This is a genomic window from Vibrio sp. Vb1026, from assembly GCF_033338745.1.
Classification (GTDB): domain Bacteria; phylum Pseudomonadota; class Gammaproteobacteria; order Enterobacterales; family Vibrionaceae; genus Vibrio; species Vibrio alginolyticus.
Window position 1 is genome coordinate 15,341 of sequence record NZ_JAWOTH010000025.1, and the last position, 26,757, is coordinate 42,097.

The window sequence follows — 26,757 nt, forward strand, 5'->3', positions numbered from 1 at the left end:
AGAATTATTGTTTGTGTTATGGTTCACATTTATTTCAGTTACCGGTAACATGTTACCGATAACATGAATAAGATAAACCCATATTTTAAAGTGAATTCAAAAATTGAGATCACGCGCAAATTTGGTTATGAGGATAAGTTATGGCTGGTAGTAGTGTCATCGTTATGGGCGTTTGTGCTAGTGGTAAAAGCACAATTGGTGAGCATCTAGCGAAAAAGCTAGGGCGTAAATTCATTGATGGTGATGATCTTCATCCACGAGCGAACATTCAGAAAATGGCATCGGGCCAGCCTCTGAACGATGATGATCGCAAGCCATGGCTAGAACGCATTCGTGATGCGGCGTACAGCCTAGAAAGCAAAAACGAACACGGCATTATTGTCTGTTCAGCACTGAAAAAGATTTACCGCGATCAGATCCGCGAAGGCAACGACAACGTGACCTTCCTGTTCCTTGATGGCGATATGGAGTTGATCCTTAATCGCATGCGTATGCGCAAAGGCCACTTCATGAAAGAAAACATGGTGAAGAGCCAATTCGAGACGCTAGAGCGCCCAGACAACGAGCCTCAAACTCTGATCATCAGTATCGACGGAGACATCAGCGACGTGGTGGAACGCTCTGCCGCTGAGCTAATCAAAATGCAAGCGATCGAGGTGGCGTAATGACTCACTCTGTTGTTCTTGAGGTCACACAACGTTTGACCGAGCGCAGCCGTGAAGCGCGCGCTGCCTTTCTTACTCGCACCGAAGTGCAAGCCGAAGCGGGCAAAGGCCGCGTTGGTTTATCTTGTGGTAACTTAGCCCATGCAGTCGCCGCTTCTTGCTCTTCTGAAAAGAAAAATATTCTCGATTTTACTCATGCCAATGTCGCGCTGATCAGCGCCTACAACGACATGTTGAGCGCCCACCAGCCGTACCAAGATTACCCAGTGCAAATCAAACAAGTGCTGGCGGACTACGGCCATACGGCGCAAGTCGCAGGTTGTGTGCCAGCGATGTGCGATGGGGTGACTCAAGGTCAAGCAGGCATGGATATGTCGCTGTTTTCACGTGACTTAATTGCGCAATCAACGGCGTTGTCTTTGAGTCACAATGTCTTTGATGCCACATTACTGCTTGGTATCTGTGACAAAATCGCCCCGGGGCAACTGATGGGCGCGCTGTCTTACGCGCATCTACCGACTGCGTTTGTACCAGCGGGTCTGATGGCAACAGGCATCAGCAATGAAGAGAAAGTCGACGTGCGCCAAAAATACGCAGCGGGTGAAGTCGGCAAAGACGCTCTGCTGGATATGGAGTGTCGCGCTTACCACTCTGCGGGGACGTGTACGTTTTACGGCACAGCCAACACCAACCAGTTGGTGTTCGAAGCCATGGGCTTGATGCTGCCAGGTTCGGCATTCATCCATCCCCATACCCAACTGCGTAAAGCGTTAACCGATCACGCGGCTCTGAAAATCGCCTCAATGACGGCGGGTTCTGCACACTTCCGTCCGTTGGCAGAAGTGGTCACAGAAAAGAGCTTGGTCAACGGCATCATCGCTCTACTCGCATCTGGCGGCAGTACCAATCACACCATTCATATGATCGCCGTGGCGCGTGCTGCTGGCATCTTGCTCACGTGGCAAGACATCAGCGATCTGTCGGATGTGGTTCCTTTGTTAGCTCGCGTTTACCCGAACGGCCCAGCCGATATGAACGCGTTCCAAGACGCGGGGGGCGTGCCCGCGTTATTGCACCGCTTGAACCAATCCGAGCTTTTGCATCGCGATGTGAAACCCGTGTTTGGTGAATTTGAAGACCAAATGACGCTGCCGAGCCTTGTCGATGGCCAACTGACTTGGAGGCCGTGCCAAGGCAGCCAAGACGGTGACGTGATCGCCAAACCAGACGCCACTTTCCAAAACACCGGCGGCACTCGCGTACTTCACGGTAACTTGGGCAAAGCCGTGGTGAAAGTGTCTGCGGTGAAAGAAGAGCAACGCGTGATTGTGGCACCAGCGATCGTATTCCAATGCCAACACGAAGTGGAAGCCGCTTACAAACGTGGCGAGCTGAACAAAGACTGCATCGTTGTGGTCACACACAACGGCCCAGCGGCAAACGGCATGCCTGAACTGCATAAACTGATGCCAATCCTCGGCAACGTGCAGAAAGCGGGCTTTAAAGTGGCGCTAGTTACTGACGGTCGTTTATCTGGCGCATCCGGTAAAATTCCGTCTGCGATTCATGTTTCTCCAGAAGCCATTCGTGGTGGCTCGATTGGTTTGGTGCGCAACGGCGATTTGATTCGTCTGGATTGCCAAACGGGCGAACTGAACAACTTAAGCGACACCACTGGTCGCGAGTTGATTCATTTCGATACCGAATCGACCCAACAAACTTGGGGACGAGGCTTGTTTAGCGTGATCCGCCAAAACGTATCGAGTGCAGAAGAAGGCGCAAGCTTTATTGTTTAAGGCGAGAAGAAAGACCTCGTCATTCCGACGAGACTAAGCAAGATCAGGAATCTACTATCAACGTGCTGTGAAGTCAGAGAAAACACCTCTGCCACAGCACTTTTTGTTGGTAGATTCTGAATCACACTCGTCCCTCGCTTTTCAGAATGACGAGCTTTAGGATTGGCCTCTATTCTTTCTAAAAACGAATGAATCCGTCACTCCGACGAGCCTAGGCGAGATCAGGAATCTAATATCAACGTGCTGTGAAGCCAGAGAAAATCCCCTCTGCTACAGCACTTTTTGTTGGTAGATTCTGAATCACGCTCGTCCCTCGCTGTTCAGAATGACGAGCTTTGAGATTGGCCACCGCTCTTTCTAAAAACGAATGAATCCGTCATTCCGACGAGCCTAGGCGAGCTCAGGAATCTACTATCAACGTGCTGTGAAGCCAGAGAAAACTCCTCTGCCACAGCACTTTTTGTTGGTAGATTCTGAATCACGCTCGTCCCTCGCTGTTCAGAATGACGAGCTTTGGGATTAGCCTCAGTTCTTTCTAAAAAACGAATGAATCCGTCATTCCGACGAGCCTAAGCGAGATCAGGAATCTACTATCAACGTGTTGTGAAGCCAGAGAAAACTCCTCTGCCACAGCACTTTTTTGTTGGTAGAGCCTGAATCACGCTCGTCCCTCGCTGTTCAAAATGACGAACTTTAGGATTGGCCTCTGTTCTTTTTAAAAATGAATGAGTCCGTCATTCCGACGAGCCTAGGCGAGATCAGGAATCTAATATCAAGGTGCTGTGAAGCCAGAGAAAACCCCTCTTCCACAGCACTTTTTGTTGGTAGATTCTGAATCACGCTCGTCTCTTGCTGCTCAGAATGACGATATCTAGCATTCAGTAAATTACATCAAGCGGTCTTCATCACTACGACGGCAGCAATCACCACAAAGATACCAAACCAGCCGATTGGCTTGAGTTTCTGCTTAAACAGCAAGGCTCCACCCACTGCGGTACCCAAGATACCGATCGCACCCCAAGAGGCATAAGCAATGGCTAAGTCGATCTCTTTCACCGCTTGTGCCAACAGTGTGAATGCTGTCAGTACCAACACAATCGCCGCAATGCCCCAGCCTTTATATTTAAAGCCTTTTGAGCGTGTCAGCGCCATATTGGCCATGATATCGACCAAGGCAGCCATCACGACAAATCCAAATGACATCGTAAAAAATTGACTCATGATTCGCACCTTGTACTAGTAGAAAATGAACGTTCTTTTGCCGGTTTATCGGCATTTTTCTTGGCGTTAGGTTGACCATGTGATTCCCCTAAGGTCACACACACAATGCCAACAACGGCTAACATCAAACCAAACAATTCTTGATGGTTTAAGTTGGCATCAAAGGCGATGATCGACACCACGGTGATCAACGAGATACCTAACCCTTCCCAAACAGCGTATGCCACACCTATCGATATTTTCTTCGCGGCAAACGCGAGAAAGTAGTAAGAGATTGCGATCAGCACATACATTACGATGTAGCCCCACCACCCGTGCCCTTGTCCGATAAGAGACATAGTGCTGGTGCCAGCCACTTCGGCAACGATGGCGAGCAATAAAAATAGACGTGCAACTAGCATGATTAATCCTCCATCAGAAATTAAAAAAATGCATAACGGAGAATGGTGAATGCCGCGTACCTGTATCGACATTCAAAAAGTTAAAAAGATAAAAATGAGCCACTTCTCCTGACTATTTGAGATAAGGTTAGCGCTGGGTAGGAAAAAGAGACAGGTAATTGAGATATTCATTTTTGAATATCTTAAGAAATAAGTTGTCTATGTAATCACACAACATTGATAAGGTTAAAGCATCTGCTCTCTCATTCAGCTGATGCCATCAGGTGACGTCACTGCGTAAAAATCAGCGGCGTATTGAGGGTTTGTCGCACCACTTTATGTAGGTGTCTGTGCAAAGGATGGTTGCGGTTGGTTTGAAGGAAACCGCCAGAGACCACAAACTGACTGAACTCACGATTAACGGGTGGCATTGCGTAAGAGGCGAGTTCTGGCATCAACAATGCCGAGCTTTGACTGGCATACATAATCGCGTCGGTTTCTTGCAACATTTGGCAAGCCAAACGCAAATTATAGGACTTCAGTAACACTACTGGCTCATAACCCATGCGTCGATACTCGGACTCCACGGTACAAAGCGGTTTATATGACGCAGGCGCAGGCAAAGAGACGAGTGGTAGTTTGGACACCGTGTCCCAATCATTGCTGACTTTCGACAACGTTGGGTGGTTTTTGCGCGCCAAAATCACTCGTTTTTCTACGAATAACGGGCGCATGTAAATGTCTTTCGACAGCTCGGTCTCTTGGTCAAGAATGCAGTAATCGTGCTCGCCTTCTAACATTTCATCGTGCGAGTAAGTATTCCAGCTGGAAAAAGCAAAGTGCGCTTTGGGAAAGGCTCGATGACAACCAGTGAGCAGTCGCTGCCCTTGTTCATCCATCAAATAAGGGTCAGTTACAATCGCAATCTGCCCTTGGTATTGCAGCGGGTCGAACACTTCAAATTCTTGCACTACTTTTTCCAGTGGTGCAACCATATTGTCGAACTCGGCGGCGAGACGAATCGCCATGGGTGATGGCTCTACCCCATGTGCTTTACGCACAAAAAGCGGGTCATCAAACACTTGTTTCAACTTCATCACGCCGCGGCTGGCGCTCGGTTGAGAAATGCCAAGCTGCATTGCGGCCAGCTTGATGCTGCGGTTTTCCACCACGGCTTTTAATAAACGCATTAAGTTGAGATCCAATGCATCCAGCTGATGTGCCATACCCTAACCTACCAATACCATTGATGAGCGAATACAAAGAGCAGTTAACAATTAGTTAAACACTCTCTCCCGACGTGATCTGATAACCCATATCGAAGACTTTTTCTTCTTGCGTTTCGCCTTTCAGGCGCGCAATTAATAGCTCTGCGCTCTTTACACCAATTTGGAAACGCGGCGTATCAACGCTGGTCAGTTTCGGGCTGATGGTTTGACCGATATCCAGCGCGTTATAGCCCGCCACTGCCAATTGCTGTGGAACTTGAATGCCACGTTGCTGCGCACTCAGCATGGTGCCAATTGCGATGTCATCGTTGGTACAGAACACCCCATCGAGCGTTGGGTGCGTTTCCAGTGCGCGTTCGAGCAAATCATGCGCTAAAGAAAAACTAGAATGATCACCAGTTAATACATGTTTGGGTTCTAGCCCTGCTTCTGTCATCGCGCGATCATAACCTTGCATCCGCAATTTGGTTCGCGTATCCAGACGCGCGCCAAAATAGACGATTGTACTCTTCCCCGTATCTAGCATCTGCTTAACCACGGTGTACGACGCATCTTCATGATCGAGTCCAACCGCCATATCAATCGGCTCCGATGGCAGTTCCATGGTTTCGACCACCGGAATGCCCGCATTTTTGATCATCTGTAATGTACGCGGCGTGTGATGGCTTTCAGTTAGAATAAGCCCATCGACTTGATAAGAGAGTAATGACGCGATCTTGCGCTCTTCTTCAAGCTCATCGTAGCTAAAATGCGCTAAAAGCGTCTCATAGCCATTGGCTTTGGTCACCATCTCTATGCCCTGAACAAAGGAAGCAAAAATTTGGTTGGACAAAGACGGCAGTAAAATACCAATGGCTTTACTGGAGGACTTTGACAACATCGCCGGTGCACGGTTTTCGATGTAACCCATCTCTTCAATCGCAGTCGCAATCTTAGCACGAGTCTTTTCTGCCACCGATTCAGGGTTACGCATATAGCGTGAAACGGTCATCTTCGTGACGCCAACCTGGTCTGCGACATCCTGCAATGTCGTACGAGTTTTCTTATTCTGTTGAGCCATAAATATGTGATTTATCAGTAATGTTACAAGTAACATTATGACGAATAGACTCTCTGCCGACAAGTTCAGTGAAAATAATTCGCAAAATGAGATGAATATCAGTGGTAGAGCGTATTAGCAAACGCATCACAAAGAAACGCCACTCAAATAGCGATAATATTTGAGACCGCAAAAAAGCCCCGAACTCGGGGCTTTCTTCTATATTTTGACCACAATATCTGAGTCGTTATTTCACGCACACCACGTTCAATAATGAGGTCCCGGTGAGCTGATTGGGCTCACGATCGGCGAACAAACCTTTCTTATCTTTGCCCCAATACGGCAGTTGCAGTGGCCATTGATTTTTTTCCATCACCCCAGACGCCCTCAGCGCTTTAAACTCTGCAGGGTTGGCTAAGCTCATACCCAGTTGCTGACATACTTTGTGCGAGTTTTCGTAGTTGAGGCGGTTCCACGGCTTACCATGTTCCATGTAAAACTGATTATGGTGATCGAGTAAATATGGGACCACGTACGTTTTGCCTTGTAAGGAGGTTCTCAACCGAACTTCAATGTCATCATTCCCGCTCACAACTGGCTTCGCTTTGGTCTTAGCAACAGGCTTGGACGAAGAATTATCACGTGTATTTTTTACCTTGGTCTTTGACTTCTCTTCCGGAGCTTTAAAGGCGTCGGTATCAGCTCGCACGGCAGGAACTGGCGCGGGTTTCGGGGTCACCGTCGGTGTTGGCTTAACCGAAGATGCGGCTGATTTCGACGGCACAGCGGGTTTAGATGGTGTCGTAGACTGTTTACTCTCTTTTCCAACCACGCGGATGAACGCCTCTTTGTAATTCGACAAGGTTTTGACTCCTCGTAAGTCATCCCTCGCATCAGACAATGCCTTGTAAGGTCCAATCAAACAGCGATAGCCTTTGGATTCAGGCTTCATCCATACGTCAGTCGTGATTTTACTATAGAGAGGCTTAGCTTTCGCGAGAGACATAGGCTTGGGTAGCAATCCGCATTGAATCCAGTAAAGGTAGTTGCCCCCCTGCGGCACTTTCTTTCCCCATACTCCGTTACCAATTGGGCACGTTTTCTCAAGCATCGGTAATTCTTTCTCGCTGGCTTGAGTGGCTTGGCAAAGGAACTCCTCCGCCTCAACTGGATTAGAAAACTGGGCGCATACCAGCAACAAACCCAAAGCCAGGCTTGCTTGGAAGACGTTAGATGGGCGTTGGGCCTTCTTCATTTCCATACACTTCACTCTAAATTAGTGGGTAAGGTCATCATGGCGGAAAAGCGCCAAAAAAATGTGAACAAAGAATAACTAGCAAAAAAAGAGCCGGAATTTGCATCCGGCTCTCAGTTTAGGAAGGAATTAAGCGAATTTACAACGCTTGGTGGGAAAATTCTTATCCTTTGTACAGTTTCGGGTTGAATACATCACGTAGCCAGTCGCCCAACAGGTTGATAACCAAAACCAATGTTACTAGCACGATGCCTGGGAAAGCAGTAATCCACCATGCACCAGAGAAGATGTAGTTAAAGCCGATGCTGATTAGCGCCCCCAGAGACGGTTGATCGACTGGCAGACCTAAGCCTAGGAATGACAGCGCCGCTTCCGACATGATCGCGTTCGCTACCTGTACCGTCGAGATAACCAAGATTGGCGATAGACAGTTCGGCAGAATGTGACGGAACATGATTCGCGGAGCTTTAAAGCCCATCACACGCGCCGCTTCGACGTATTCTTTCTTCTTCTCTGCCAATACCGAGGCACGAATAGTCCGTGCGTATTGCGGCCATTCTGCCACACCGATGATCACCACCAGCATGACCACCGCATATTGGCTGTAAAAATCACTGCCAAAACTGGCTTTGAAGATAGCTGACACGATGATCGCCACCATCATGGTCGAGAACGACAACTGTACGTCTGCAAAACGCATCAAGAAGCTATCGATACGGCCGCCGAAATAACCCGCCGACAAACCAATGATGATACCCAGTACCAACTGAAGACCAACCGCCAGGAAGCCGATGGTTAGAGACAGACGAGAGCCGTAAAGAATGGTCGATAAAATATCACGGCCTTGCTCATCAGTACCAAGAACAAAACGCTCATCGCCATCTTCCATCCACGAAGGTGGCAACTCAGAATCCATGATGTCGATAGACGTCAGATCGTACGGGTCTGTTGGCGCAAGAATCGGTGCAGCCAATGCCAATACTAAGAACATCATAAAGACGGTAAAACTCGCCATCGCCACTTTGTCGCGTTTGAAATAATACAGAAAATCTGACTCTTTGAAACGCTGCCACGCTGATGGAGCAGGAGCTGGTGTTAAATTTGATTGGCTCATGATTAAGCTCCTTTTCCAGTTAGGTTCACAGTTGGGTTGATGATGCCGTACAGCAAGTCAACGATGGTATTGGTTACCACGAAAATCAGACCAACAAAGATAACGTAGGCAGTGATCAGCGGTGTATCTACACGGTTGATTGCCTCTAGGAAAAGGAAGCCAGTGCCCGGCCATTGGAAGACGGTTTCAGTAAGAATGGTGTAGGCCACCATGGTACCAATCTGCACGCCACCTACCGTCAATACTGGTAGCATGGTGTTCTTAAGTGCATGTTGGTAATAAATCTTTTGTAAGTTCAAACCTTTTGCTTTGGCGAACTTAATGTATTCCGAACTCAGAACTTCCAGCATTTCTGAACGTACCAAACGGATGAACAACGGCAGCATGATAGACGCTAGCGCAATACAAGGTAGGATGAGGTGCTTGATACCATCAATGGTAAAGAAGCCAGATTCCCAACCGAGTACGTTAGCGGTTTCACCTCGCCCATAGGAAGGCAACCAACCGAGTTCTATTGAAAAGACATACATCAGCATGATTGCGGTTAAGAACACCGGAATCGAGATACCGACACTGCTCATCGCCATCACAAATTTGGTAAAAACACTCTTAGGATGAATCGCAGAGTACACCCCAAGCGGAATAGAGAAAACAATGATGATAAGCGTCGCGCCAAACACGAGCTCTAATGTAGCCACCAGCTTGTCGAGAATCACCTCAACCGCAGGTCGCTTGAAAAAATATGAGGTACCCAAATCACCTTGCAGTGCATTACCCACAAAGCGCGTGTACTTTGTGATAAAGGGATCGTTCAGGCCCAAGTCGTCGCGTAGCGCTTGACGCTCCGATTCCGAAACCGACTGACCTACAAGCTCACGCAGCGGATCACCCAGGTTGTCCTGAATGGCAAACGCCACCAAACTGATCACAAACATCACTATCAGTGCCTGAAACAGGCGCTTGACCAGAAACGAAAACATTCCTTGCCCCTTAACTATCCATAGATCTCTAAATTAGAGAGAAAATTCAGTCTAAATAACCAACTCAATCCGACTGAAACAAAATTGAGTCGAGTGCTTTAAGTTGAGGAGGGAAATCCATCCCTCCTCAAAGTCGACTAACCGTGATTATTCAACCACTAGGTCACCGAAGTAAGGCATTACCATTGGGTTAACGATATCTGCCGCTTTCACGTTAGACTTCGCGCCCCATGCTTCACTTTGCCAGTGTAGCGGTACGAATGCTGCGTCGTTGTATAGTGTCGCTTCTACGCCCTTCAGCATTTCTGCACGTTTCGCAGGATCCGTCTCTACGTTCGCAGCTTCAACCACTTTGTCCATTTCTGGGTTTGAGTAGTAACCACAGTTGTACTGACCACGACCGGTTTCTTCGTTACGAGTCATCGTTAGGAACTCGTTGAAGTTCGCTGAGTCTTCTGTATCTGAGTGCCAACCGATCATCAGCATGTCTGCCGCACACTTGTCGAACTCAGGCCAGTACTGCGCTTTTGGCATGGTCTTCAGATCAACCTTGATACCGATCTTAGACAACATTGCCGCCGCCGCTTGTGCTACTTTCGCATCATTCACGTAACGGTTGTTTGGTGCAATCATCGTTAGCGTCAGGCCGTTTTCGTAACCCGCTTCTTTCATCAGTTCTTTCGCTTTCTTCAAATCGTAGCGAGGAACCAGTTTGTCATCGTGACCTACGTAACCTGCCGGGCTTTGCTGACCAGCGGCCGTTGCGAAGCCTTTCATGATTTTCTTCACGATACCTTCGTTATTGATTGCGTGAACAATCGCTTGGCGAACGCGAACGTCTTTCAATGCTTCGTTGCTGTTTTGGTTTAGTTGGAACGTGATAATACGAGTACCAGGCAGCGTGACTAGGTCGATGCCGTCAGCATCTTCAACGCGTTTGTGGTCGTTTGGCGCTACAGGGTGAATCATGTCAACACCGCCAGAAAGCAGCGCTGCTACACGAGTTGCGTCTTCTTTAATTGGCACAAGCGTTAGCTTATCAACATTACCTTTCGACTCTTTGTCCCAGTAATCTTTAAAGCGTTCAAATTCCACTTTTACGCCCTGTTCACGTGAAGTCACAATGAATGGACCCGTGCCAGATACGTTAGTCGATGCAAATGAGTTACCGTGCTTCACTAGCTCAGACTTGTCTTTGCCGTCCGCAGTTTTGCCCGTGTAGAACTTGCTGTCCATAGGGAAAATGTACGTTGCGGTTTGCAGCACTAGTGGGTAAGGACCTTTAGTTACAAGATCGAACGTGTTGTCGTCAACTTTGACGATTTTCTCGTACGGGTCGAAGATGTTTTTAAAGTCAGGAGAGCTTTGTAAACGCTGGAACGTCCACACGACGTCGTCAGTCGTTAGAGTATTGCCAGAATGGAATTTCACACCTTCACGCAGTTTGAAACGAACAGTCGTATCGTTTATGCGTTCCCAGCTTTCTGCTAGGCGAGGCTCGAAATCCATTTTTTGAGTAAAGCGAACCAACGGATCAAATACCATGTGTGACATTTGCAGTGTGCCACCTGATAGCTGCTCATGTGGATCAAGCGATACTGGGTCAGCTGCATAGCCAACTTTGATATCTGCTGCCATTGCGTTAAAGCTTAGGCCCGCAGCCATTAGCGCCACTGCTAATTTGCTTTTCATGGTTTTCATTTGCATAACTCCTTCATGCGGGGATACGGATCCCTTGTTGTTGTGTTTGCGTCTTTGTTATGACTAGAGGTTAGCCAAGCGAATTGCTTGGTTTATGCCGTTTCGATCTCTTCTCGCAAGCCAGTAAACTCCGGCATCAGAGAAATCAATTTTTTGCTGTATTCGTGTTGAGGTGCCGTGAATAACTGTTCTGTTGGTGCCACTTCTAAAAGTGTACCCATTTGCATCACACCCACTCGGTCACACATCTGACGAATAACAGGTAAATCGTGGCTGATAAACAACATAGTCAAGTTCAGCTCACTTTGCAGATCTTTCAGCAAGTTTAGAATTTGTGCCTGTACCGATACGTCCAGTGCAGAGGTCGGTTCATCACAAATCAAAAGTCGAGGACGAGTCGCCAACGCACGCGCAATAGAAATACGCTGACGCTGACCACCGGAGAATTCATGAGGGTACTTAAGCCCAGCCATTCGACCCAAACCAACATGATCCAATAGGTCATTCACGATTTGGCGAGTTTCCGACTCGTTTTTCGTCAATTTATGGAAACGGATTGGCTCAGCAATAATATCGAATACCTTCATACGAGGGTTCATTGAAGTATATGGGTTTTGGAACACCATCTGCATTTGACGACGCATCGGGCGGCGCTCTTTCTCAGAGGTTAAAGCGGTCAGGTCAATGCCCTCGAATTTCACCTGACCAGAGTTAGGTTGGTATAAACCAGCAATCACACGTGCAATGGTCGATTTACCTGAACCAGACTCGCCCACCAAACCAAAGGTTTCGCCTTCGTGCACTTCAAAGCTCACATTATTAGATGCTTGCACGTATTCTCGGCGGCTCTCGAACAAAGAGTCTTTGGTCACAAAGCGAAGATTGACGTTCTTCACGTCCAAAAGCGGGCCAGTGTACTCACGTTCATCTTGGCTTTGTCCTAACCAGTGGTTCTTGATATCGAGTGGCTCCATTTCCGCCGCTTCTTCGATATAGCTTACTAACGGGAAACGATCTAGCTTTCTGTCTGAACGTGGTACCGCTGAAATTAGACTGCGAGTATAAGAGTGATCAGGATCGCCCAATACTTTGGCTGTTGGTCCAAACTCCACCAAGTCACCACGATACATTACCGCCACGCGATCGGTGACGTTGGAGACTACCCCCATATCGTGAGTAACCAACATACAGCCGACATTGTTCTTGATACACAGCTCGCGGATCAAGTTGAGGATTTGGTCTTGGATAGAAACGTCTAACGCCGTAGTTGGTTCGTCCGCAATGATGAGATCAGGCTCACCAGCCAAAGCAATGGCAATGACAACACGCTGACGCATACCACCAGAGAATTGATGCGGGTACTGCTTTAAGCGGTTTTCTGGTTGAGGAATACCAACCTGCTGCATAAGAGAAAGCGCGCGCTGATACGCCTCTTCATCAGAGACCTTCATGTTGGCGTGGATCGTCTCTTTCAGCTGTTGCTCAACAGTAAAAAGTGGATTGAGCGAGGTCATCGGATCTTGGAAAATAAAACCTATTTTCGAGCCGCGAACCTTACGCATCGCTTCTGGTGATAGGCCAGAAATTTTTTCTCCATCCAGGAATACATCACCGCTAGCAACGCGACCTGGAGGGCTAAGCAAATCGATAACAGCGTTACCAACGGTGGATTTACCCGCACCTGATTCGCCAACAACACCCACGATTTCACCACGTTCAATATGAAAAGAAAGTGACTTCACGGCAGCGTGAACGCCGTGTCGGGATGGGTATTCAATACGAAGGTTTTTCACTTCTAATAGTGACATTTCAGACCTCTACTGCCTTGTCTGTGGTATCGAATCATGCCAAAGGCACCATTCATCACCTGAATGAATCCGTTCAAATTCAGAATAATACTCTGAAATCTTAATGCGGAAATAATTTGGCAAAAATCACACAAAAAAGCAACAATTAAAGTATATTCCGCCGAAAAAACATTAAATAAACGCACAATTAGCGAATAAAAATGCATTAACAAGTATTTAACCATTTTCATATCACACTATTTTTGTGCGTCATGCACCAATAAAACTAGAAAAATGCTCTAAAAGTAAACATGAGCTAAACAAGATCATTAACCATATTATTCATGTGCATTTATTAACATTTAACAAACAATATCATATGCAAAAAGTGTTTTTTCAACATAAAAAACTATTAATAAAATAGTCGGCAAATACAAAAAGCCAAACTTAGGAAGAGAAAGGATAGGTCAAAACGTGAACAAAACAGCAAAACCACACAAATCCTGCTCCAACGCAGATTATGCGCCACTTAAGCGGTTTATTGACTAAGCAAAGGAAAGTACCGCTATCCTCATTCGTACGTCATAAGAAAACTCGCCGGTTTTAACCCTTTACGACACAATTGAGAGTGGGATAATAGATGAACAGTGTCAAAGCCAAGCCGTAAATAAAAGGAGCCCCTGTGCTTAAAGCGATTTTTTTTGATATGGACGAGACTTTATGTGCAACGTCACAAGCCGATAAAGTTGCAGGACAAGCGTTTACAACTTGGATTCATAAGACCTACCCACAAGTTACCGAGCCAAAAGCGTTTTTGCAGCGCTACTTACAGGGTGTATACAAAAAGCTGAATGCTGAGTTCCCTCACCTTGTGGCTCTGCTACCCGATGAAAATGCCTTCCGTTGTGGCCTGATCCAAAACATCTTGGCGGAGCAAGGCGTCAGCATCACTGCAAAAGAGGCTCAACAAGCTCAAGACTACTTTGACTCTGCACGTATGGGCGCGTTCACCTTCTTCCCTGGTGTAAAAGAAATGCTCAGCGACCTTCGTCAACATTACAAACTCGTCGTGATCACTAACGGTCCGATTTTTTCTCAACACCCTAAATTAAACGCGACACAAATGAGCAACTGGGTGGACCATATTATTGTGGGAGGAGAAGAGCCAGAAGAGAAACCTGCTACAAGTATTTTCCAAAAAGCGCTCGACTTGGTCGAAGTAAAACCAGAAGAGGCTCTACACGTGGGCGACTCTTTACCTGCTGACATTGCTGGCGCTAACAATATGGGTATTTTGAGTGTGTGGGTGAATGCGACAGGCGCAAGTAACTCAACGGATATAACGCCAAGTTTTGAAATCCAAGAAACGGTAGAACTGAAAGAAATCCTTAAAACACTCGCCCAATAAAAGCAGCGGATTAGAAAACTACAAAACCCCAGACACTGCTCTGGGGTTTATTTTGTCAGCTCGAAAAGCATTTGGATCATAGGTGGTCAAAAGCCCCTAGAGCTGTACACTTTTGGGGAAAATTGAAATGGAATGTCGATTCTTTTCAGGAGAGATGCAAAAAAGCCCCAGTCTTTCGACTGAGGCTCTAAATAGCGGTCGGTGAAGAGCCGAATTCTAACTTCAGGCGAACCCCACTTGGGTTCAAATCCATTGATACATTACCGACTAATACAGTCCAAGCGAGATCATAAACTCTAAAACGACGAAAGCCTGCTAAAAAGCAGGCTTTCTAATAGTGGTCGGTGAAGAGGGATTCGAACCCCCGACCCTCTGGTCCCAAACCAGATGCGCTACCAAGCTGCGCTATTCACCGAACTGTATTTGCTGATTTTCTCAAATCAGACAGGACACTTCAACTAAGAAGTCACCTTAATTAATGGGGTGGCTAACGAGATTCGAACTCGCGACCACCGGAATCACAATCCAGGGCTCTACCAACTGAGCTATAGCCACCATCAATTTTTGCTGTTTACCGCTCTATTAGAGCCATAAACTAAATAGTGGTCGGTGAAGAGGGATTCGAACCCCCGACCCTCTGGTCCCAAACCAGATGCGCTACCAAGCTGCGCTATTCACCGACGATGTTTTATCTTGATTGAATCAAGATTGGGAGCAATGCTACCGCATTCAATCTAAAAAAGAAAGAATGGGGTGGCTAACGAGACTTGAACTCGCGACAACCGGAATCACAATCCGGGGCTCTACCAACTGAGCTATAGCCACCACTGATTTTTACCGATGTATCCTCCGAGGCAATGGTACGCCCGAAAGGATTCGAACCTTCGACCTTTGGCTCCGGAGGCCAACGCTCTATCCAACTGAGCTACGGGCGCATGCCCTATCGGCGGAGTGGAATAATACGGATATCACACTATGCCGTCTAGTACTTTTTTTACTTTTTTTATCGTTTGGTCTCTTTTTCGACAGTTATCTTCCGTTAAAGTGGATTTTTGATGTGATTCACGCCCTGTCATGGATAACTTGTTGTTTATTGCAACAAGTTATCGGGATATAATCACCCATTATTTACATTGATTTAACAGCTGCAACCAAGTTGTCTAATCATTCTATGCCATTCAGTGGAATTTAATGATTTCTCTGCTCGGCATTAATACTCTAACTATATAAATAGGTAAGTCACTTACCTCGGGAATGTGAAGTGGGTTTAATGGATATGTCTCGACAAATGATTAGCGTTTTGTTCGCTGCCTTAACGTTTTCTACGGCAGCTTTAGCTTCTGACATCAGCCAAACTGAATACGATGCGATCGCAGAACGCATCCAACCTGTCGGTGATGTTTATCTAGCGGGTTCTGAGCCAGTGAAAGAAGAGCCAACCGGTCCACGTGATGGCGCCACAGTTTATGGTACTTTTTGTATTGCTTGTCACGCATCTGGTGTAAACGGCGCACCTAAAACAGGTAATGCCGATGATTGGGCACCACGTATTGCACAAGGCAAAGATACGTTAGTGAAGCACGCATTAGAAGGCTTCAATGCGATGCCAGCCAAAGGAACCTGTATGGACTGTTCTGACGATGAAATCATCGCAGCAATTGACCACATGATTGAAGGTCTATAAGTAAAGACATCAACGAAAAAGGCTTGCCAGTTGGCAAGCCTTTTTGTTTTTAGTCAGTGAGAACAGGGTTACTTTACTTCTTAAACATTGCTCGAATATTGGCAATGTGTGCTTGACCTTTCGCCATACGCTCTTCTGCTGATACTGGCTTTTTGTTTACTTCCCATTCAACGTCATCAAATGGCAACTCATCCAAAAAGCGGCTTTGAGTCGGTTTGATCAACTCGCCGAACTGCCGACGCTCTTTGCACATAGTGAAAGTCAGTTCACGTTGCGCGCGAGTAATACCAACGTACATCAGGCGACGCTCTTCTTCCACGTTATCTTCATCAATACTGGTTTGGTGCGGTAAAATACCTTCTTCGGACCCAATTAAGTATACATATGGGAACTCAAGGCCTTTTGATGCGTGCAAGGTCATCAGTTGTACTGCATCACTGTCTTCATCTTCTTCACCGCGCTCCATCATGTCACGCAAGGTCAAACGTTGAACGACTTCTTTTAACGTTTTCTCTTCTTGATCGTAGTTGTCACCCTCTAGGTCCGCCACTATCCATGAATAAAGGTCAGAAACGTTCTTCATTCTCATTTCAGCGGCTTTCGGACTTGCTGAAGTTTCGTATAGCCAATCTTCATAATGGATATCACGAACTAGCGAACGAACCGCTTCGACGGTATCACCACGCTCAGCTTGATCAGCAATCGCCACTAGCCATTGGGTGAAACGACGCAAGTTTTCTAGGCCACGTCCCGTTAGGTGCTGTTCGAGCCCCATTTCAAAGCTCGATTCAAACAGGCTCTTCCCTCGCATATTGGCATAACTGCCTAATTTCTCTAACGTTACTGGGCCAATTTCACGTCGCGGAGTGTTCACAATGCGCAAAAATGCATTGTCGTCATCCGGATTAACCAAAACGCGCAAATACGCCATGATGTCTTTAATCTCTGCGCGCGCAAAAAACGAGGTGCCGCCAGAAATTTTATACGGTACACGGTTTTGCATCAGAGACTTTTCAATCAAACGTGATTGGTGGTTACCACGATATAGAATCGCATAATCTTTATATTCGGTACGGTTTAGGAACTTATGCGCAATTAGTTCACCCGTTACGCGCTCTGCTTCGTGCTCTTCATTTTTAGCCAACAACACTTTGAGTTTTTCACCGTCAGGAATTTCAGAGAACAAGGACTTCTCATAGACGTGAGGGTTGTTAGCTATCAAAATGTTGGCCGCACGCAGGATTCGACTCGTTGAACGGTAGTTTTGCTCTAGCTTAATCAAACGCAAATTCGGATAATCTTCACCCAGCAACACGAGGTTCTGAGGTTTCGCACCACGCCATGAATAAATAGACTGATCGTCATCCCCTACAACAGTCAATCGCCCACGTTCTCCGACAATTAATTTGACCAGCTCATACTGACTCGTGTTGGTATCTTGATACTCGTCAACCAGTAGGTAACGGATACGATTCTGCCAACGCTGACGAACATCTTCATGATTACGTAAGAGTAAAACGGGCATCAAAATTAGGTCATCAAAATCAAGCGCGTTATAGGCTTTCATTTGCTTTTGGTACATATCAAAACAGAACGCAAACAATTGTTGCTGTTCACCTTGCGCACGCGCTTTGGCTTGCTCTGGCGTCAACATGTCGTTTTTCCAGTTGGAAATACAACTCAGAAGCTGACGTAGCAGATCTTTATCACCATCAAGCTGCTTTTCGGTAAGTTCTTTGAGTAGCGCTAGCTGGTCTTGGTCATCAAACAGTGAGAAGCCCGCTTTCAACCCTAAATGCTTGTACTCACGCTTGATGATGTTCAATCCTAAAGTGTGGAATGTTGATACCATCAAACCTTTAGACTCACCTTTCCCTAACGTTTGACCTACACGCTCCTTCATTTCACGTGCTGCTTTGTTGGTAAACGTCACCGCCGCAATGTTACGCGCTTTGTAACCACATTGCTGAACCAGATAAGCGATTTTATTGGTAATAACACGAGTTTTGCCCGAGCCAGCACCAGCTAGCACTAGGCATGGACCAGACACGTATTTCACGGCTTCATCTTGACTAGGGTTCAGCTTCATAGAAATTCTCTGCGGGTGATGAATGTGGCGCCTATGATAAAGGGGTGGCCTCGTGAAAGCTATGCTGATTTCTTGTAATTTTCACACCAATTAAGTGCAATATTCTGTTGCATAAATGGCGGGTATTTAAGCTATAATGAATGAACGTTCATTCACTAAAGGGTGACATTATGAAGGATAACCCTGCTGTAGATAAACGAGAACAAATCTTAGTCGCTGCTGAACAACTCATTGCTGAATCTGGTTTTCAAGGGCTTTCCATGCAAAAGCTCGCCAATGAGGCAGGTGTCGCAGCAGGGACGATTTACCGTTATTTCTCAGATAAAGAACATCTTTTAGAGGAACTACGCCTTAACGTTGCTAAGCGTGTTGCTACTGCGGTGCAACTAGGTGTTAGTGAAGAGATGCCTTTAAAACAGCGTTATCGAACCATGTGGCTCAATATTTGGAATTTAGCGAGCTCGAACTTAAGTGCGATCAGCAACCGAGTCCAATATGAGTCTTTACCCTGTTCAAATAGTAGCAAAGCTCGGGAACTTGAGAGACAAATGTTTGCCCAAGTAGATCTTCTTTTTAATCAGGGTAAAGATGAGGGAGTATTCAAGCTTCTCGATAACGAAGTACTTTCTGGATTAAGTTTTGAGGCAAGTGTTGCACTTGCTCGGAAACACGCTTTGGGATTTTATCAACTGGATAAGACGGCATTAGAGGCCGCTATTGAAGCCAGTTGGGATGCAATTATTAAACACTAACTTGGAGTTCTTAATAGAATGAAAAAGTGGACTTTCTTTATGTTACTTATCGCCGTTCTCTTGTTCGGCAGCGTGATAGGTTTCAATTTATTTAAGCAACAAAAGATCGCTGAATACATGGCAAACCGTCCTGAACCTGAGTTCCCAGTAACCGTGACAGAAGTGCAAGCGGTGGATTGGGTACCAGTCATCGAGGCAATTGGTTTTATCGAGCCAAACCAAGGCGTGACGGTAGCGAACGAAACGAGCGGTGTTATCGATAAAATCGCGTTTGATTCCGGTACTCAAGTTAAATCGGGTCAGCCATTAGTGTTGCTTGATTCTGAAGTCGAAAAAGCAAATTTGAAGAGCTCGCAAGCTAAGTTGCCAGCGGCAGAAGCGAAATACAAACGCTACCAAGGCCTATTCAAAAAAGGCTCTATTTCTAAAGAAGCGTATGACGAAGCAGAAGCAAACTACTTCTCCTTAAAAGCGGATATTGAAAGCCTGAAAGCAACCATCGACCGACGCGAAATCAAAGCGCCATTTGATGGTGTGGTAGGTATTCGTAACGTGTACCTCGGTCAGTACCTACAGGCGGGCACCGATATTGTTCGCCTTGAAGATACCAGCGTGATGCGCTTGCGCTTCACCGTGCCACAAACCGATATTTCACGTATCAATATCGATCAAGAAGTGGATATCTTTGTTGACGCTTATCCAGACCAACCTTTCAAAGGGTCTATTTCTGCGATTGAACCAGCTGTAAACGTACAAAGTGGCTTGATTCAGGTTCAAGCGGATATCCCTAACAGTGACGGCAAACTACGTAGTGGTATGTTCGCGCGTGCAAACATCATTCTGCCTAAATTAGAAAATCAGGTCACGCTACCTCAAACCGCGATCACATTTACGCTGTATGGCGACAATGTTTACATCGTAACAGAAGAAGATGGCGAAAAACGCGTTAAGCAGCATGTGGTAAAAGTTGGCGAACGCTCTAAAGATATCGCACACATTCTAGAAGGCGTGAAGCCAGGTGATGTAGTGGTGACATCGGGTCAAGTCCGTTTGAGTAACCATGCGAAAGTAAGCATTGTCGAAAGCGATGCAACTACCCCACCTGCTGAAACACCAATGCTTTAAGTTGGAGGCATCATGCGCTTTACAGATGTTTTTATAAAACGTCCAGTTTTAGCGGTATCGATCAGCTTTTTGATTGCATTGCTTGGTTTGCAAGCGGTGTTCAAAATGCAGGTTCGTGAATACCCTGAAATGACGAATACGGTGGTCACCGTGACCACCAGTTACTACGGTGCAAGTGCCAACTTGATCCAAGGCTTTATTACTCAGCCATTGGAGCAAGCGGTAGCGCAAGCCGATAATATTGATTACATGACTTCGCAATCGGTACTGGGTAAATCGACCATTACTGTCAACATGAAGTTGAATACTGATCCAAATGCGGCGTTGTCTGACATTCTGGCGAAAACCAACTCGGTACGTTCACAGCTACCAAAAGAAGCCGAAGACCCAACCGTAACCATGTCGACAGGTTCGACAACGGCGGTACTGTACATCGGCTTTACGAGTGACGAGTTATCTTCAAGCCAGATCACTGACTACCTTGAGCGTGTAATCAACCCGCAGTTGTTCACCGTAAACGGTGTGTCCAAAGTTGACCTGTATGGTGGTATGAAGTACGCACTGCGCGTATGGCTAGATCCTGCCAAAATGGGCGCTTTGAAGTTGACCGCAACCGATGTGATGAGCGTTCTTAACGCCAACAACTACCAATCTGCAACCGGTCAAGCGACGGGTGAGTTCGTGCTTTATAACGGTAGCGCAGATACTCAGGTATCAAACGTTGCTGAACTTGAAGCATTGGTCGTGAAAACTGGTGAAGGGGATGTCATCCGCCTAGGTGATATCGCTAAAGTAACGCTAGAGAAGAGTCACGACGTTTATCGCGCAAGTGCAAACGGTCAAGAAGCTGTGGTTGCGGCGATCAACGCAGCGCCAAGTGCTAACCCAATCAACATTGCAGCAGACGTACTTGAACTGTTGCCTCAGCTCGAGCGCAACCTACCAAGTAACATCAAAATGAACGTAATGTACGACTCAACTATCGCCATCAACGAATCGATTCATGAAGTAGTGAAAACGATTCTTGAAGCAGCAGTAATCGTACTTGTGGTTATCACACTGTTCCTAGGTTCATTCCGCGCGGTAATCATTCCTATCGTGACCATCCCACTTTCATTGATTGGTGTGGCAATGGTGATGCAGGCAATGGGTTTCTCTTGGAACTTGATGACGCTACTGGCGATGGTGCTTGCCATCGGTCTAGTGGTGGATGACGCGATCGTTGTACTAGAAAACGTTGACCGTCACATCAAAGAAGGGGAATCGCCATTCCGAGCTGCAATCATTGGTACGCGTGAAATTGCGGTTCCAGTTATCGCGATGACATTGACGCTAGGTGCAGTGTACGCGCCAATCGCATTGATGGGTGGTATCACCGGTTCATTGTTCAAAGAGTTCGCTTTGACACTGGCAGGTTCAGTATTCGTATCCGGCATCATCGCTTTGACACTATCACCAATGATGTGTTCGAAGATGCTGAAAGCGAACGAGAAGCCAAGCAAGTTTGAGCAAAAAGTTCACCATATCCTTGATGGCATGACCACTCGTTACGAAGGCATGTTGAAAGCGGTAATGGCTCATCGTCCGGTTGTTATTGCGTTTGCAATCATTGTATTTGCAAGCTTACCGGTCTTGTTCAAGTTTATTCCTAGCGAACTAGCACCATCTGAAGATAAAGGTGTGGTCATGCTGATGGGTACCGCCCCATCAAACGCGAACTTGGACTATATCCAAAATACCATGGATGACGTAAACCAAATACTCTCAGATCAACCGGAAGTGGAATACGCACAGGTCTTTAATGGTGTACCAAACTCAAACCAAGCGTTTGGCCTAGCAACATTGAAGCCTTGGAGTGAACGAGAGGCAAGCCAATCTGAAATCACGAAACGTGTGGGTGGCCTAGTATCAAGTGTACCTGGTATGTCTGTCACTGCATTCCAAATGCCAGAGCTTCCAGGTGCAGGCTCAGGTCTACCTGTTCAGTTTGTAATTACAACACCAAATAGCTTCGAGAGCTTGTTTACTATCGCTAGCGATATTCTAACCGATGTTGCAAGTAGCCCAATGTTTGTCTATTCCGACCTGGATTTGAACTACGATTCAGCAACGATGAAGATCAAGATCGATAAAGACAAAGCGGGTGCCTACGGTGTGACTATGCAAGACATTGGCATCACCCTCAGCACGATGATGGCAGATGGTTATGTAAACCGAATCGACCTGAATGGCCGCTCGTATGAGGTGATCCCTCAAGTTGAGCGTAAATGGCGTCTAAACCCAGAATCGATGAAGAACTACTATGTACGCTCTGTGGATGGTAAAGCGGTTCCATTAGGCAGTCTGATTACCATTGATGTGGTGGCTGAGCCTCGCTCTTTGCCACACTTCAACCAGCTAAACTCAGCGACTGTGGGTGCAGTACCATCGCCTAGTGTTGCTATGGGTGACGCAATCGACTGGTTTGAGAATATTGCACAAACCAAGCTGCCTGCAGGCTATAACCACGATTACATGGGTGAATCTCGTCAGTTTGTAACGGAAGGTAGTGCCTTGTATGCAACCTTCGGTCTTGCACTTGCGATCATCTTCCTCGTTCTGGCGATTCAATTTGAATCACTCCGCGACCCTATTGTCATTATGGTATCTGTACCTCTGGCAATCTGTGGTGCCTTGATCGCATTGGCCTGGGGTACAGCCTCGATGAACATCTACTCGCAGGTTGGTTTGATCACGCTGGTCGGCCTAATAACCAAGCACGGTATCTTGATCTGTGAAGTAGCCAAAGAAGAGCAGTTACATAATAAACGGTCTCGTATTGATGCGGTGATGGAAGCTGCGAAAGTGCGTCTTCGCCCTATCCTAATGACCACTGCTGCGATGATCGCAGGTCTTATCCCGCTGATGTACGCAACAGGTGCAGGTGCCGCGCAACGTTTCAGTATCGGTATCGTCATCGTTGCTGGCCTTGCAATCGGTACACTGTTCACACTATTTGTACTACCTGTGATTTACAGCTACCTAGCTGAAAAACACAAACCTCTGCCAGTATTTGTTGAAGACAAAGACTTGGAGAAGTTAGCGCGAGTTGACGAAGCGAAAGCAGCTCATCGTGAATTAGCGGATAACAGATAAGCTATTAAGGCATTCAAAAAGGTCACTTCGGTGGCCTTTTTTATTGCCGCTCTCTTTTTTGCCATCTAAGTGGCGACTTTCACGTATCATTTACTTAAAATGAGGACAAATCAAAAGGAGTTTTAGCCACTATGTTTGACCCAAAGAAATTAGAGCAAATTGCTAAACAGATTCACGACTCAATGCCTCAACCTGTAAAAGAGTTGGGCTCTGATGTCGATCAGAAAGTTCGTCAAGTAATCCAAGGCCAGCTAAACAAGCTAGATGTTGTAAGTCGCGAAGAGTTTGATGTTCAAACTCAAGTTTTACTACGTACACGTCAAAAGCTAACAGAAATGGAACAGAAGTTGGCGCAACTTGAAGAAAAGCTTGCTGAAAAATAAGTATCAAAGCGCTCCTCACAAAGGAGCGTTTTTCTTATCGGCGCGCAGATAAATCGGCTAAAAACAAAAAGGCTTGGTCAACGGCGACCAAGCCTTTTGATTAGATGTTGTGTTTTATTTTGTATTTATCACTCCAGTCTGCCTGGAGTTTATCTACTGCGTTACTTGAGACTAAGTAAATTACGCTGTATTAAGGTTTCATTTCTAGGAGAAGGCGCGGACTTTACGATAGTAAACGAGCACCTTCGACACCGAAATGGAGCCTTAAGGCCAGTCATTTAGCCGCCCACCGCGATACGCTTCATATCAGTCATGTAACCACGTAGCTCTTCACCGATGTACTCTACAGGGTGGTTACGGATTGTTTCATTCACAGCGATAAGAGTCGCGTTATCCACTTGGTTAGACGTTTCACCTAAACCTTTACCAATTACGTCAGTATTTACGGCTGGCATAAACTTCTCACGTAGAAGCGGCGTTGCTACGTTAGCGAACAGGTAGTTACCGTATTCCGCAGTGTCTGAGATAACCACGTTCATCTCGTATAAACGCTTACGTGCGATAGTGTTTGCGATAAGTGGCAGCTCGTGTAGAGACTCGTAGTAAGCAGACTCATCGATGATGCCAGATGCCGTCATCGCTTCGAATGCTAGCTCAACACCCGCACGAACCATAGCAACCATCAAGATACCGTTATCGAAGTACTCTTGCTCAGAGATTTCTACGTCAGTTTCTGGGTAGTTTTCGAAAGCAGTTTCACCTGTTTCTGCACGCCAGCCTAGTAGATTTGCATCGTCGTTTGCCCAGTCAGCCATCATAGTGCTAGAGAAGTGACCGGTGATGATGTCATCCATGTGCTTGTTGTATAGCGGACGCATCAGTTCTTTTAGCTCTTCAGAAAGCTCAAATGCTTTCACTTTTGCAGGGTTAGTTAGGCGATCCATCATGTGAGTGATACCACCAAACTTCAGTGCTTCAGTGATGGTTTCCCAACCGTATTGAAGAAACTTACCAGCGTAGCCAGGATCGATACCATCAGCAATCATCTTCTCGTAACATACGATAGAGCCAGCCTGTAGCATGCCACAAAGGATAGTTTGCTCACCCATTAGGTCAGATTTCACCTCAGCAACAAAAGAAGACTCTAGACAGCCTGCACGGTGACCACCTGTTGCTGCAGCCCAAGCTTTCGCGATATCCCAACCTTCACCTTTTGGGTCGTTCTCTGGGTGAACAGCGATAAGAGTCGGTACACCGAAACCGCGCTTATATTCTTCACGAACTTCCGTACCTGGACATTTAGGTGCAACCATTACTACCGTTAGGTCTTTACGGATTTGCATGCCTTCTTCAACAACGTTGAAACCGTGAGAGTAACCTAGTGCTGCGCCTTCTTTCATTAACGGCATTACCGTCTCAACAACGTTTGTGTGCTGCTTATCTGGAGTAAGGTTTACTACTAGATCAGCTTGTGGAATTAGCGTTTCGTAGCTACCTACCTCAAAACCGTTGTCTTTTGCGTTTTTGAATGACTGGCGTTGCTCATCAATCGCGGCTTGGCGAAGCGCATAAGCAACGTCTAGACCAGAGTCGCGCATGTTCAGACCTTGGTTAAGACCTTGAGCACCACAACCTACAATGACTACTTTCTTACCTTTCAGATAATCCGCTTCTGAAGCGAACTCACTGCGGTCCATAAAACGACAACGACCTAATTGGTCCAACTGCTCGCGCAAGTTTAGGGTATTGAAATAATTAGCCATCTGGGTGCTCCTTTGAGATTCTTCCATTGAGGTCAGTAATTGCCTTACCGAATAACTTTATACTAAAACAGACATGAGATTGCTTAAAGTGATATATTCACAATTAGTTATTGCAATTTATGCAACGTGGAAATGAAAATTCAATGAATATCAAAAGCCTGCAACTTTTCATTCATCTCTGTGAGAGTAAAAGTTTCGCCAAGACCGCAGCGGCAATGCATATTAGCCCTTCAGCCTTAAGCCGACAGATACAAAAATTAGAGGAGGAAACCAGCCAACAATTGTTTTTACGCGACAACCGTAGCGTTGATTTAACTATCCAAGGTAAAAAGCTAGTCCCAGTTGCCTTAAAGATTCTTGGCGAATGGCAGCAGTATCAGAGTCACCTGAAGGGAACCGAGGATGAATTGAAAGGAGAAATCCGTCTCTTTTGTTCTGTTACTGCAAGCTACAGCCATCTTCCGGAGCTAATCTCTGACTTTCGTATTCAGAACCCTTTCATTGAGTTCAAACTATCAACCGGCGATCCAGCTCAAGCGATCGACAAAATATTAGCAGATGAAGCCGATATTGCCATATCAGCCAAGTCAGAACAGATGCCAAATAAAATCGCATTTGAAACGATCAGTGAAATCCCACTTTCTGTCATCGTACCTGTTGGGGTTAGTGCGTTTGCTGAAGAGCTACAAAAAGAAAAACCAGACTGGTCGGTCATTCCATTCATACTCCCAGAAGCAGGAACGGCAAGGGACAGGGCCAATACTTGGCTCAAACAAATGAAAATAAAGCCAAAGATCTACGCACAAACCTCCGGACATGAAGCCATCGTAAGTATGGTTGCATTGGGATGTGGAGTAGGTATCGCACCTGATGTTGTAATCAACAACAGTCCAGTAAGAGAAAAGATAAATCGTTTAAAAGTCTTACCAATTAAACCTTTTAAACTTGGTGTTTGCTGCAACAAAACTCAGCTGGAGAATCCGCTTGTTAAAGCCTTTTGGAAGGTTGCAGAGAGCAAGTATATCGCACCTTAGATGAACACTTTTTAGGTATAAAGTGAGCTAATTTTAAAACTCTGTAGATGCAAAAAAGCCCGCTCTTTCGAGCGGGCTTCTTAAATTTAAAGCCTGGCGATGTCCTACTCTCACATGGGGAAGCCCCACACTACCATCGGCGCTATTTCGTTTCACTTCTGAGTTCGGCATGGAAATCAGGTGGGTCCAAAACGCTATGGTCGCCAAGCAAATTCTT

At 46.3% G+C, this 26,757-nt stretch carries 20 protein-coding genes, 5 tRNA genes and 1 rRNA gene; 9 read left to right on the plus strand and 17 right to left on the minus strand.

Annotated features, from left to right (window positions below):
- The first annotated feature begins 140 nt into the window (after positions 1-140).
- Both R7E47_RS22305 and edd read left to right on the plus strand, forming a co-directional pair.
- Positions 141-665: a gluconokinase gene (locus R7E47_RS22305; RefSeq protein WP_005478642.1), complete on the plus strand. Its 525-nt coding sequence runs from the start codon at positions 141-143 to the stop codon at positions 663-665.
- On the plus strand, positions 665-2,461 hold the full coding sequence (edd, locus tag R7E47_RS22310) for a phosphogluconate dehydratase (RefSeq protein WP_115385639.1): 1,797 nt from the start codon (positions 665-667) through the stop codon (positions 2,459-2,461). Before R7E47_RS22305 ends, edd begins: the two co-directional genes overlap by 1 nt.
- A gap of 891 nt (positions 2,462-3,352) precedes the next feature.
- Here edd and R7E47_RS22315 read toward each other — a convergent pair.
- From R7E47_RS22315 to R7E47_RS22355, 9 genes are all read right to left on the minus strand, one after another.
- Positions 3,353-3,682: an SMR family transporter gene (locus tag R7E47_RS22315; RefSeq protein ID WP_005478614.1), complete on the minus strand. Its 330-nt coding sequence runs from the start codon at positions 3,680-3,682 to the stop codon at positions 3,353-3,355.
- Complete coding sequence (locus tag R7E47_RS22320) at positions 3,679-4,083, minus strand: SMR family transporter (protein WP_005379135.1); 405 nt, start codon at positions 4,081-4,083, stop codon at positions 3,679-3,681. Before R7E47_RS22320 ends, R7E47_RS22315 begins: the two co-directional genes overlap by 4 nt.
- Before the next feature lie 269 nt (positions 4,084-4,352).
- Positions 4,353-5,288 carry a LysR family transcriptional regulator gene (locus R7E47_RS22325; protein ID WP_005379132.1) on the minus strand — a complete coding sequence of 312 codons (936 nt, stop codon included), beginning with the start codon at positions 5,286-5,288 and terminating at the stop codon, positions 4,353-4,355.
- Between the two features lie 55 nt (positions 5,289-5,343).
- The gene (locus tag R7E47_RS22330) at positions 5,344-6,351 is read right to left on the minus strand and encodes a substrate-binding domain-containing protein (RefSeq protein WP_165401610.1); all 1,008 of its coding nucleotides are present in this window, start codon (positions 6,349-6,351) and stop codon (positions 5,344-5,346) included.
- A 226-nt stretch (positions 6,352-6,577) separates the two neighbouring features.
- On the minus strand, positions 6,578-7,591 hold the full coding sequence (locus R7E47_RS22335; protein ID WP_053307264.1) for an SPOR domain-containing protein: 1,014 nt from the start codon (positions 7,589-7,591) through the stop codon (positions 6,578-6,580).
- A 157-nt stretch (positions 7,592-7,748) separates the two neighbouring features.
- Positions 7,749-8,699: an ABC transporter permease gene (locus tag R7E47_RS22340; protein WP_033907403.1), complete on the minus strand. Its 951-nt coding sequence runs from the start codon at positions 8,697-8,699 to the stop codon at positions 7,749-7,751.
- 2 nt (positions 8,700-8,701) lie between these two features.
- Complete coding sequence (locus R7E47_RS22345) at positions 8,702-9,679, minus strand: ABC transporter permease (protein WP_005379110.1); 978 nt, start codon at positions 9,677-9,679, stop codon at positions 8,702-8,704.
- Positions 9,680-9,826: 147 nt separating this feature from the next.
- The gene (locus tag R7E47_RS22350) at positions 9,827-11,380 is read right to left on the minus strand and encodes an ABC transporter substrate-binding protein (RefSeq protein ID WP_054579526.1); all 1,554 of its coding nucleotides are present in this window, start codon (positions 11,378-11,380) and stop codon (positions 9,827-9,829) included.
- Between the two features lie 92 nt (positions 11,381-11,472).
- Positions 11,473-13,188, minus strand: coding sequence for a dipeptide ABC transporter ATP-binding protein (locus R7E47_RS22355; RefSeq protein WP_005379108.1), 1,716 nt, complete (start codon positions 13,186-13,188; stop codon positions 11,473-11,475).
- A 661-nt stretch (positions 13,189-13,849) separates the two neighbouring features.
- Here R7E47_RS22355 and R7E47_RS22360 point away from each other — a divergent pair.
- Positions 13,850-14,575 (plus strand): HAD family hydrolase, encoded by a 726-nt coding sequence (locus R7E47_RS22360; protein ID WP_005379107.1) that lies wholly within the window; start codon positions 13,850-13,852, stop codon positions 14,573-14,575.
- A 338-nt stretch (positions 14,576-14,913) separates the two neighbouring features.
- Here the strand turns inward: R7E47_RS22360 and R7E47_RS22365 are convergent.
- The 5 genes from R7E47_RS22365 to R7E47_RS22385 form a co-directional block, all read right to left on the minus strand.
- Positions 14,914-14,990, minus strand: a tRNA-Pro gene (locus R7E47_RS22365).
- A gap of 64 nt (positions 14,991-15,054) precedes the next feature.
- Positions 15,055-15,130 (minus strand) — tRNA-His (locus R7E47_RS22370).
- 48 nt (positions 15,131-15,178) lie between these two features.
- Positions 15,179-15,255, minus strand: a tRNA-Pro gene (locus R7E47_RS22375).
- A 69-nt stretch (positions 15,256-15,324) separates the two neighbouring features.
- Positions 15,325-15,400 (minus strand) — tRNA-His (locus R7E47_RS22380).
- A 33-nt stretch (positions 15,401-15,433) separates the two neighbouring features.
- Positions 15,434-15,510, minus strand: a tRNA-Arg gene (locus R7E47_RS22385).
- 335 nt (positions 15,511-15,845) lie between these two features.
- Between R7E47_RS22385 and R7E47_RS22390 the strand changes: the two genes are divergently transcribed.
- Positions 15,846-16,259, plus strand: a complete 414-nt coding sequence (locus tag R7E47_RS22390) for a c-type cytochrome (protein WP_005384252.1) — start codon at positions 15,846-15,848, stop codon at positions 16,257-16,259.
- 73 nt (positions 16,260-16,332) lie between these two features.
- Here R7E47_RS22390 and rep read toward each other — a convergent pair whose 3' ends face one another.
- Positions 16,333-18,348, minus strand: coding sequence for a DNA helicase Rep (gene rep / locus R7E47_RS22395; RefSeq protein ID WP_005379104.1), 2,016 nt, complete (start codon positions 18,346-18,348; stop codon positions 16,333-16,335).
- A gap of 170 nt (positions 18,349-18,518) precedes the next feature.
- Between rep and R7E47_RS22400 the strand changes: the two genes are divergently transcribed.
- From R7E47_RS22400 to ubiK, 4 genes are all read left to right on the plus strand, one after another.
- Entirely contained in the window at positions 18,519-19,100 is a 582-nt protein-coding gene (locus tag R7E47_RS22400) for a TetR/AcrR family transcriptional regulator (RefSeq protein WP_005384254.1), read from the plus strand.
- Between the two features lie 18 nt (positions 19,101-19,118).
- Entirely contained in the window at positions 19,119-20,225 is a 1,107-nt protein-coding gene (vmeC, locus tag R7E47_RS22405; protein WP_005379101.1) for a multidrug efflux RND transporter periplasmic adaptor subunit VmeC, read from the plus strand.
- Between the two features lie 12 nt (positions 20,226-20,237).
- Positions 20,238-23,360 (plus strand): multidrug efflux RND transporter permease subunit VmeD, encoded by a 3,123-nt coding sequence (vmeD, locus tag R7E47_RS22410; RefSeq protein ID WP_005384257.1) that lies wholly within the window; start codon positions 20,238-20,240, stop codon positions 23,358-23,360.
- A gap of 131 nt (positions 23,361-23,491) precedes the next feature.
- On the plus strand, positions 23,492-23,743 hold the full coding sequence (gene ubiK / locus R7E47_RS22415; RefSeq protein WP_005379099.1) for a ubiquinone biosynthesis accessory factor UbiK: 252 nt from the start codon (positions 23,492-23,494) through the stop codon (positions 23,741-23,743).
- 278 nt (positions 23,744-24,021) lie between these two features.
- Here the strand turns inward: ubiK and ilvC are convergent, their stop codons facing one another.
- Entirely contained in the window at positions 24,022-25,506 is a 1,485-nt protein-coding gene (gene ilvC / locus R7E47_RS22420; protein WP_318085067.1) for a ketol-acid reductoisomerase, read from the minus strand.
- A 143-nt stretch (positions 25,507-25,649) separates the two neighbouring features.
- Here ilvC and ilvY point away from each other — a divergent pair, with 143 nt between their 5' ends.
- A complete protein-coding gene (ilvY, locus tag R7E47_RS22425) occupies positions 25,650-26,540 on the plus strand; it encodes an HTH-type transcriptional activator IlvY (RefSeq protein ID WP_005379097.1) in 891 nt (296 codons plus the stop codon).
- A 91-nt stretch (positions 26,541-26,631) separates the two neighbouring features.
- Here ilvY and rrf read toward each other — a convergent pair.
- Positions 26,632-26,748 (minus strand): 5S ribosomal RNA (rrf, locus tag R7E47_RS22430).
- Between the last annotated feature and the right edge of the window lie 9 nt (positions 26,749-26,757).

Excerpts from the sequence above, each read along its gene's own strand:
- R7E47_RS22345 (WP_005379110.1), bottom strand. The coding sequence starts at position 9,679 with ATGTTTTCGTTTCTGGTCAAGCGCCTGTTTCAGGCACTGATAGTGATG.
- R7E47_RS22330 (WP_165401610.1), bottom strand. The coding sequence starts at position 6,351 with ATGGCTCAACAGAATAAGAAAACTCGTACGACATTGCAGGATGTCGCA.
- R7E47_RS22340 (WP_033907403.1), bottom strand. The coding sequence starts at position 8,699 with ATGAGCCAATCAAATTTAACACCAGCTCCTGCTCCATCAGCGTGGCAG.
- ubiK (WP_005379099.1), top strand. The coding sequence starts at position 23,492 with ATGTTTGACCCAAAGAAATTAGAGCAAATTGCTAAACAGATTCACGAC.
- R7E47_RS22335 (WP_053307264.1), bottom strand. The coding sequence starts at position 7,591 with ATGGAAATGAAGAAGGCCCAACGCCCATCTAACGTCTTCCAAGCAAGC.
- R7E47_RS22350 (WP_054579526.1), bottom strand. The coding sequence starts at position 11,380 with ATGAAAACCATGAAAAGCAAATTAGCAGTGGCGCTAATGGCTGCGGGC.
- rep (WP_005379104.1), bottom strand. The coding sequence starts at position 18,348 with ATGAAGCTGAACCCTAGTCAAGATGAAGCCGTGAAATACGTGTCTGGT.
- vmeD (WP_005384257.1), top strand. The coding sequence starts at position 20,238 with ATGCGCTTTACAGATGTTTTTATAAAACGTCCAGTTTTAGCGGTATCG.
- R7E47_RS22390 (WP_005384252.1), top strand. The coding sequence starts at position 15,846 with ATGGATATGTCTCGACAAATGATTAGCGTTTTGTTCGCTGCCTTAACG.
- R7E47_RS22325 (WP_005379132.1), bottom strand. The coding sequence starts at position 5,288 with ATGGCACATCAGCTGGATGCATTGGATCTCAACTTAATGCGTTTATTA.
- ilvC (WP_318085067.1), bottom strand. The coding sequence starts at position 25,506 with ATGGCTAATTATTTCAATACCCTAAACTTGCGCGAGCAGTTGGACCAA.
- R7E47_RS22305 (WP_005478642.1), top strand. The coding sequence starts at position 141 with ATGGCTGGTAGTAGTGTCATCGTTATGGGCGTTTGTGCTAGTGGTAAA.
- vmeC (WP_005379101.1), top strand. The coding sequence starts at position 19,119 with ATGAAAAAGTGGACTTTCTTTATGTTACTTATCGCCGTTCTCTTGTTC.
- R7E47_RS22320 (WP_005379135.1), bottom strand. The coding sequence starts at position 4,083 with ATGCTAGTTGCACGTCTATTTTTATTGCTCGCCATCGTTGCCGAAGTG.
- R7E47_RS22400 (WP_005384254.1), top strand. The coding sequence starts at position 18,519 with ATGAAGGATAACCCTGCTGTAGATAAACGAGAACAAATCTTAGTCGCT.
- ilvY (WP_005379097.1), top strand. The coding sequence starts at position 25,650 with ATGAATATCAAAAGCCTGCAACTTTTCATTCATCTCTGTGAGAGTAAA.
- R7E47_RS22355 (WP_005379108.1), bottom strand. The coding sequence starts at position 13,188 with ATGTCACTATTAGAAGTGAAAAACCTTCGTATTGAATACCCATCCCGA.
- edd (WP_115385639.1), top strand. The coding sequence starts at position 665 with ATGACTCACTCTGTTGTTCTTGAGGTCACACAACGTTTGACCGAGCGC.
- R7E47_RS22315 (WP_005478614.1), bottom strand. The coding sequence starts at position 3,682 with ATGAGTCAATTTTTTACGATGTCATTTGGATTTGTCGTGATGGCTGCC.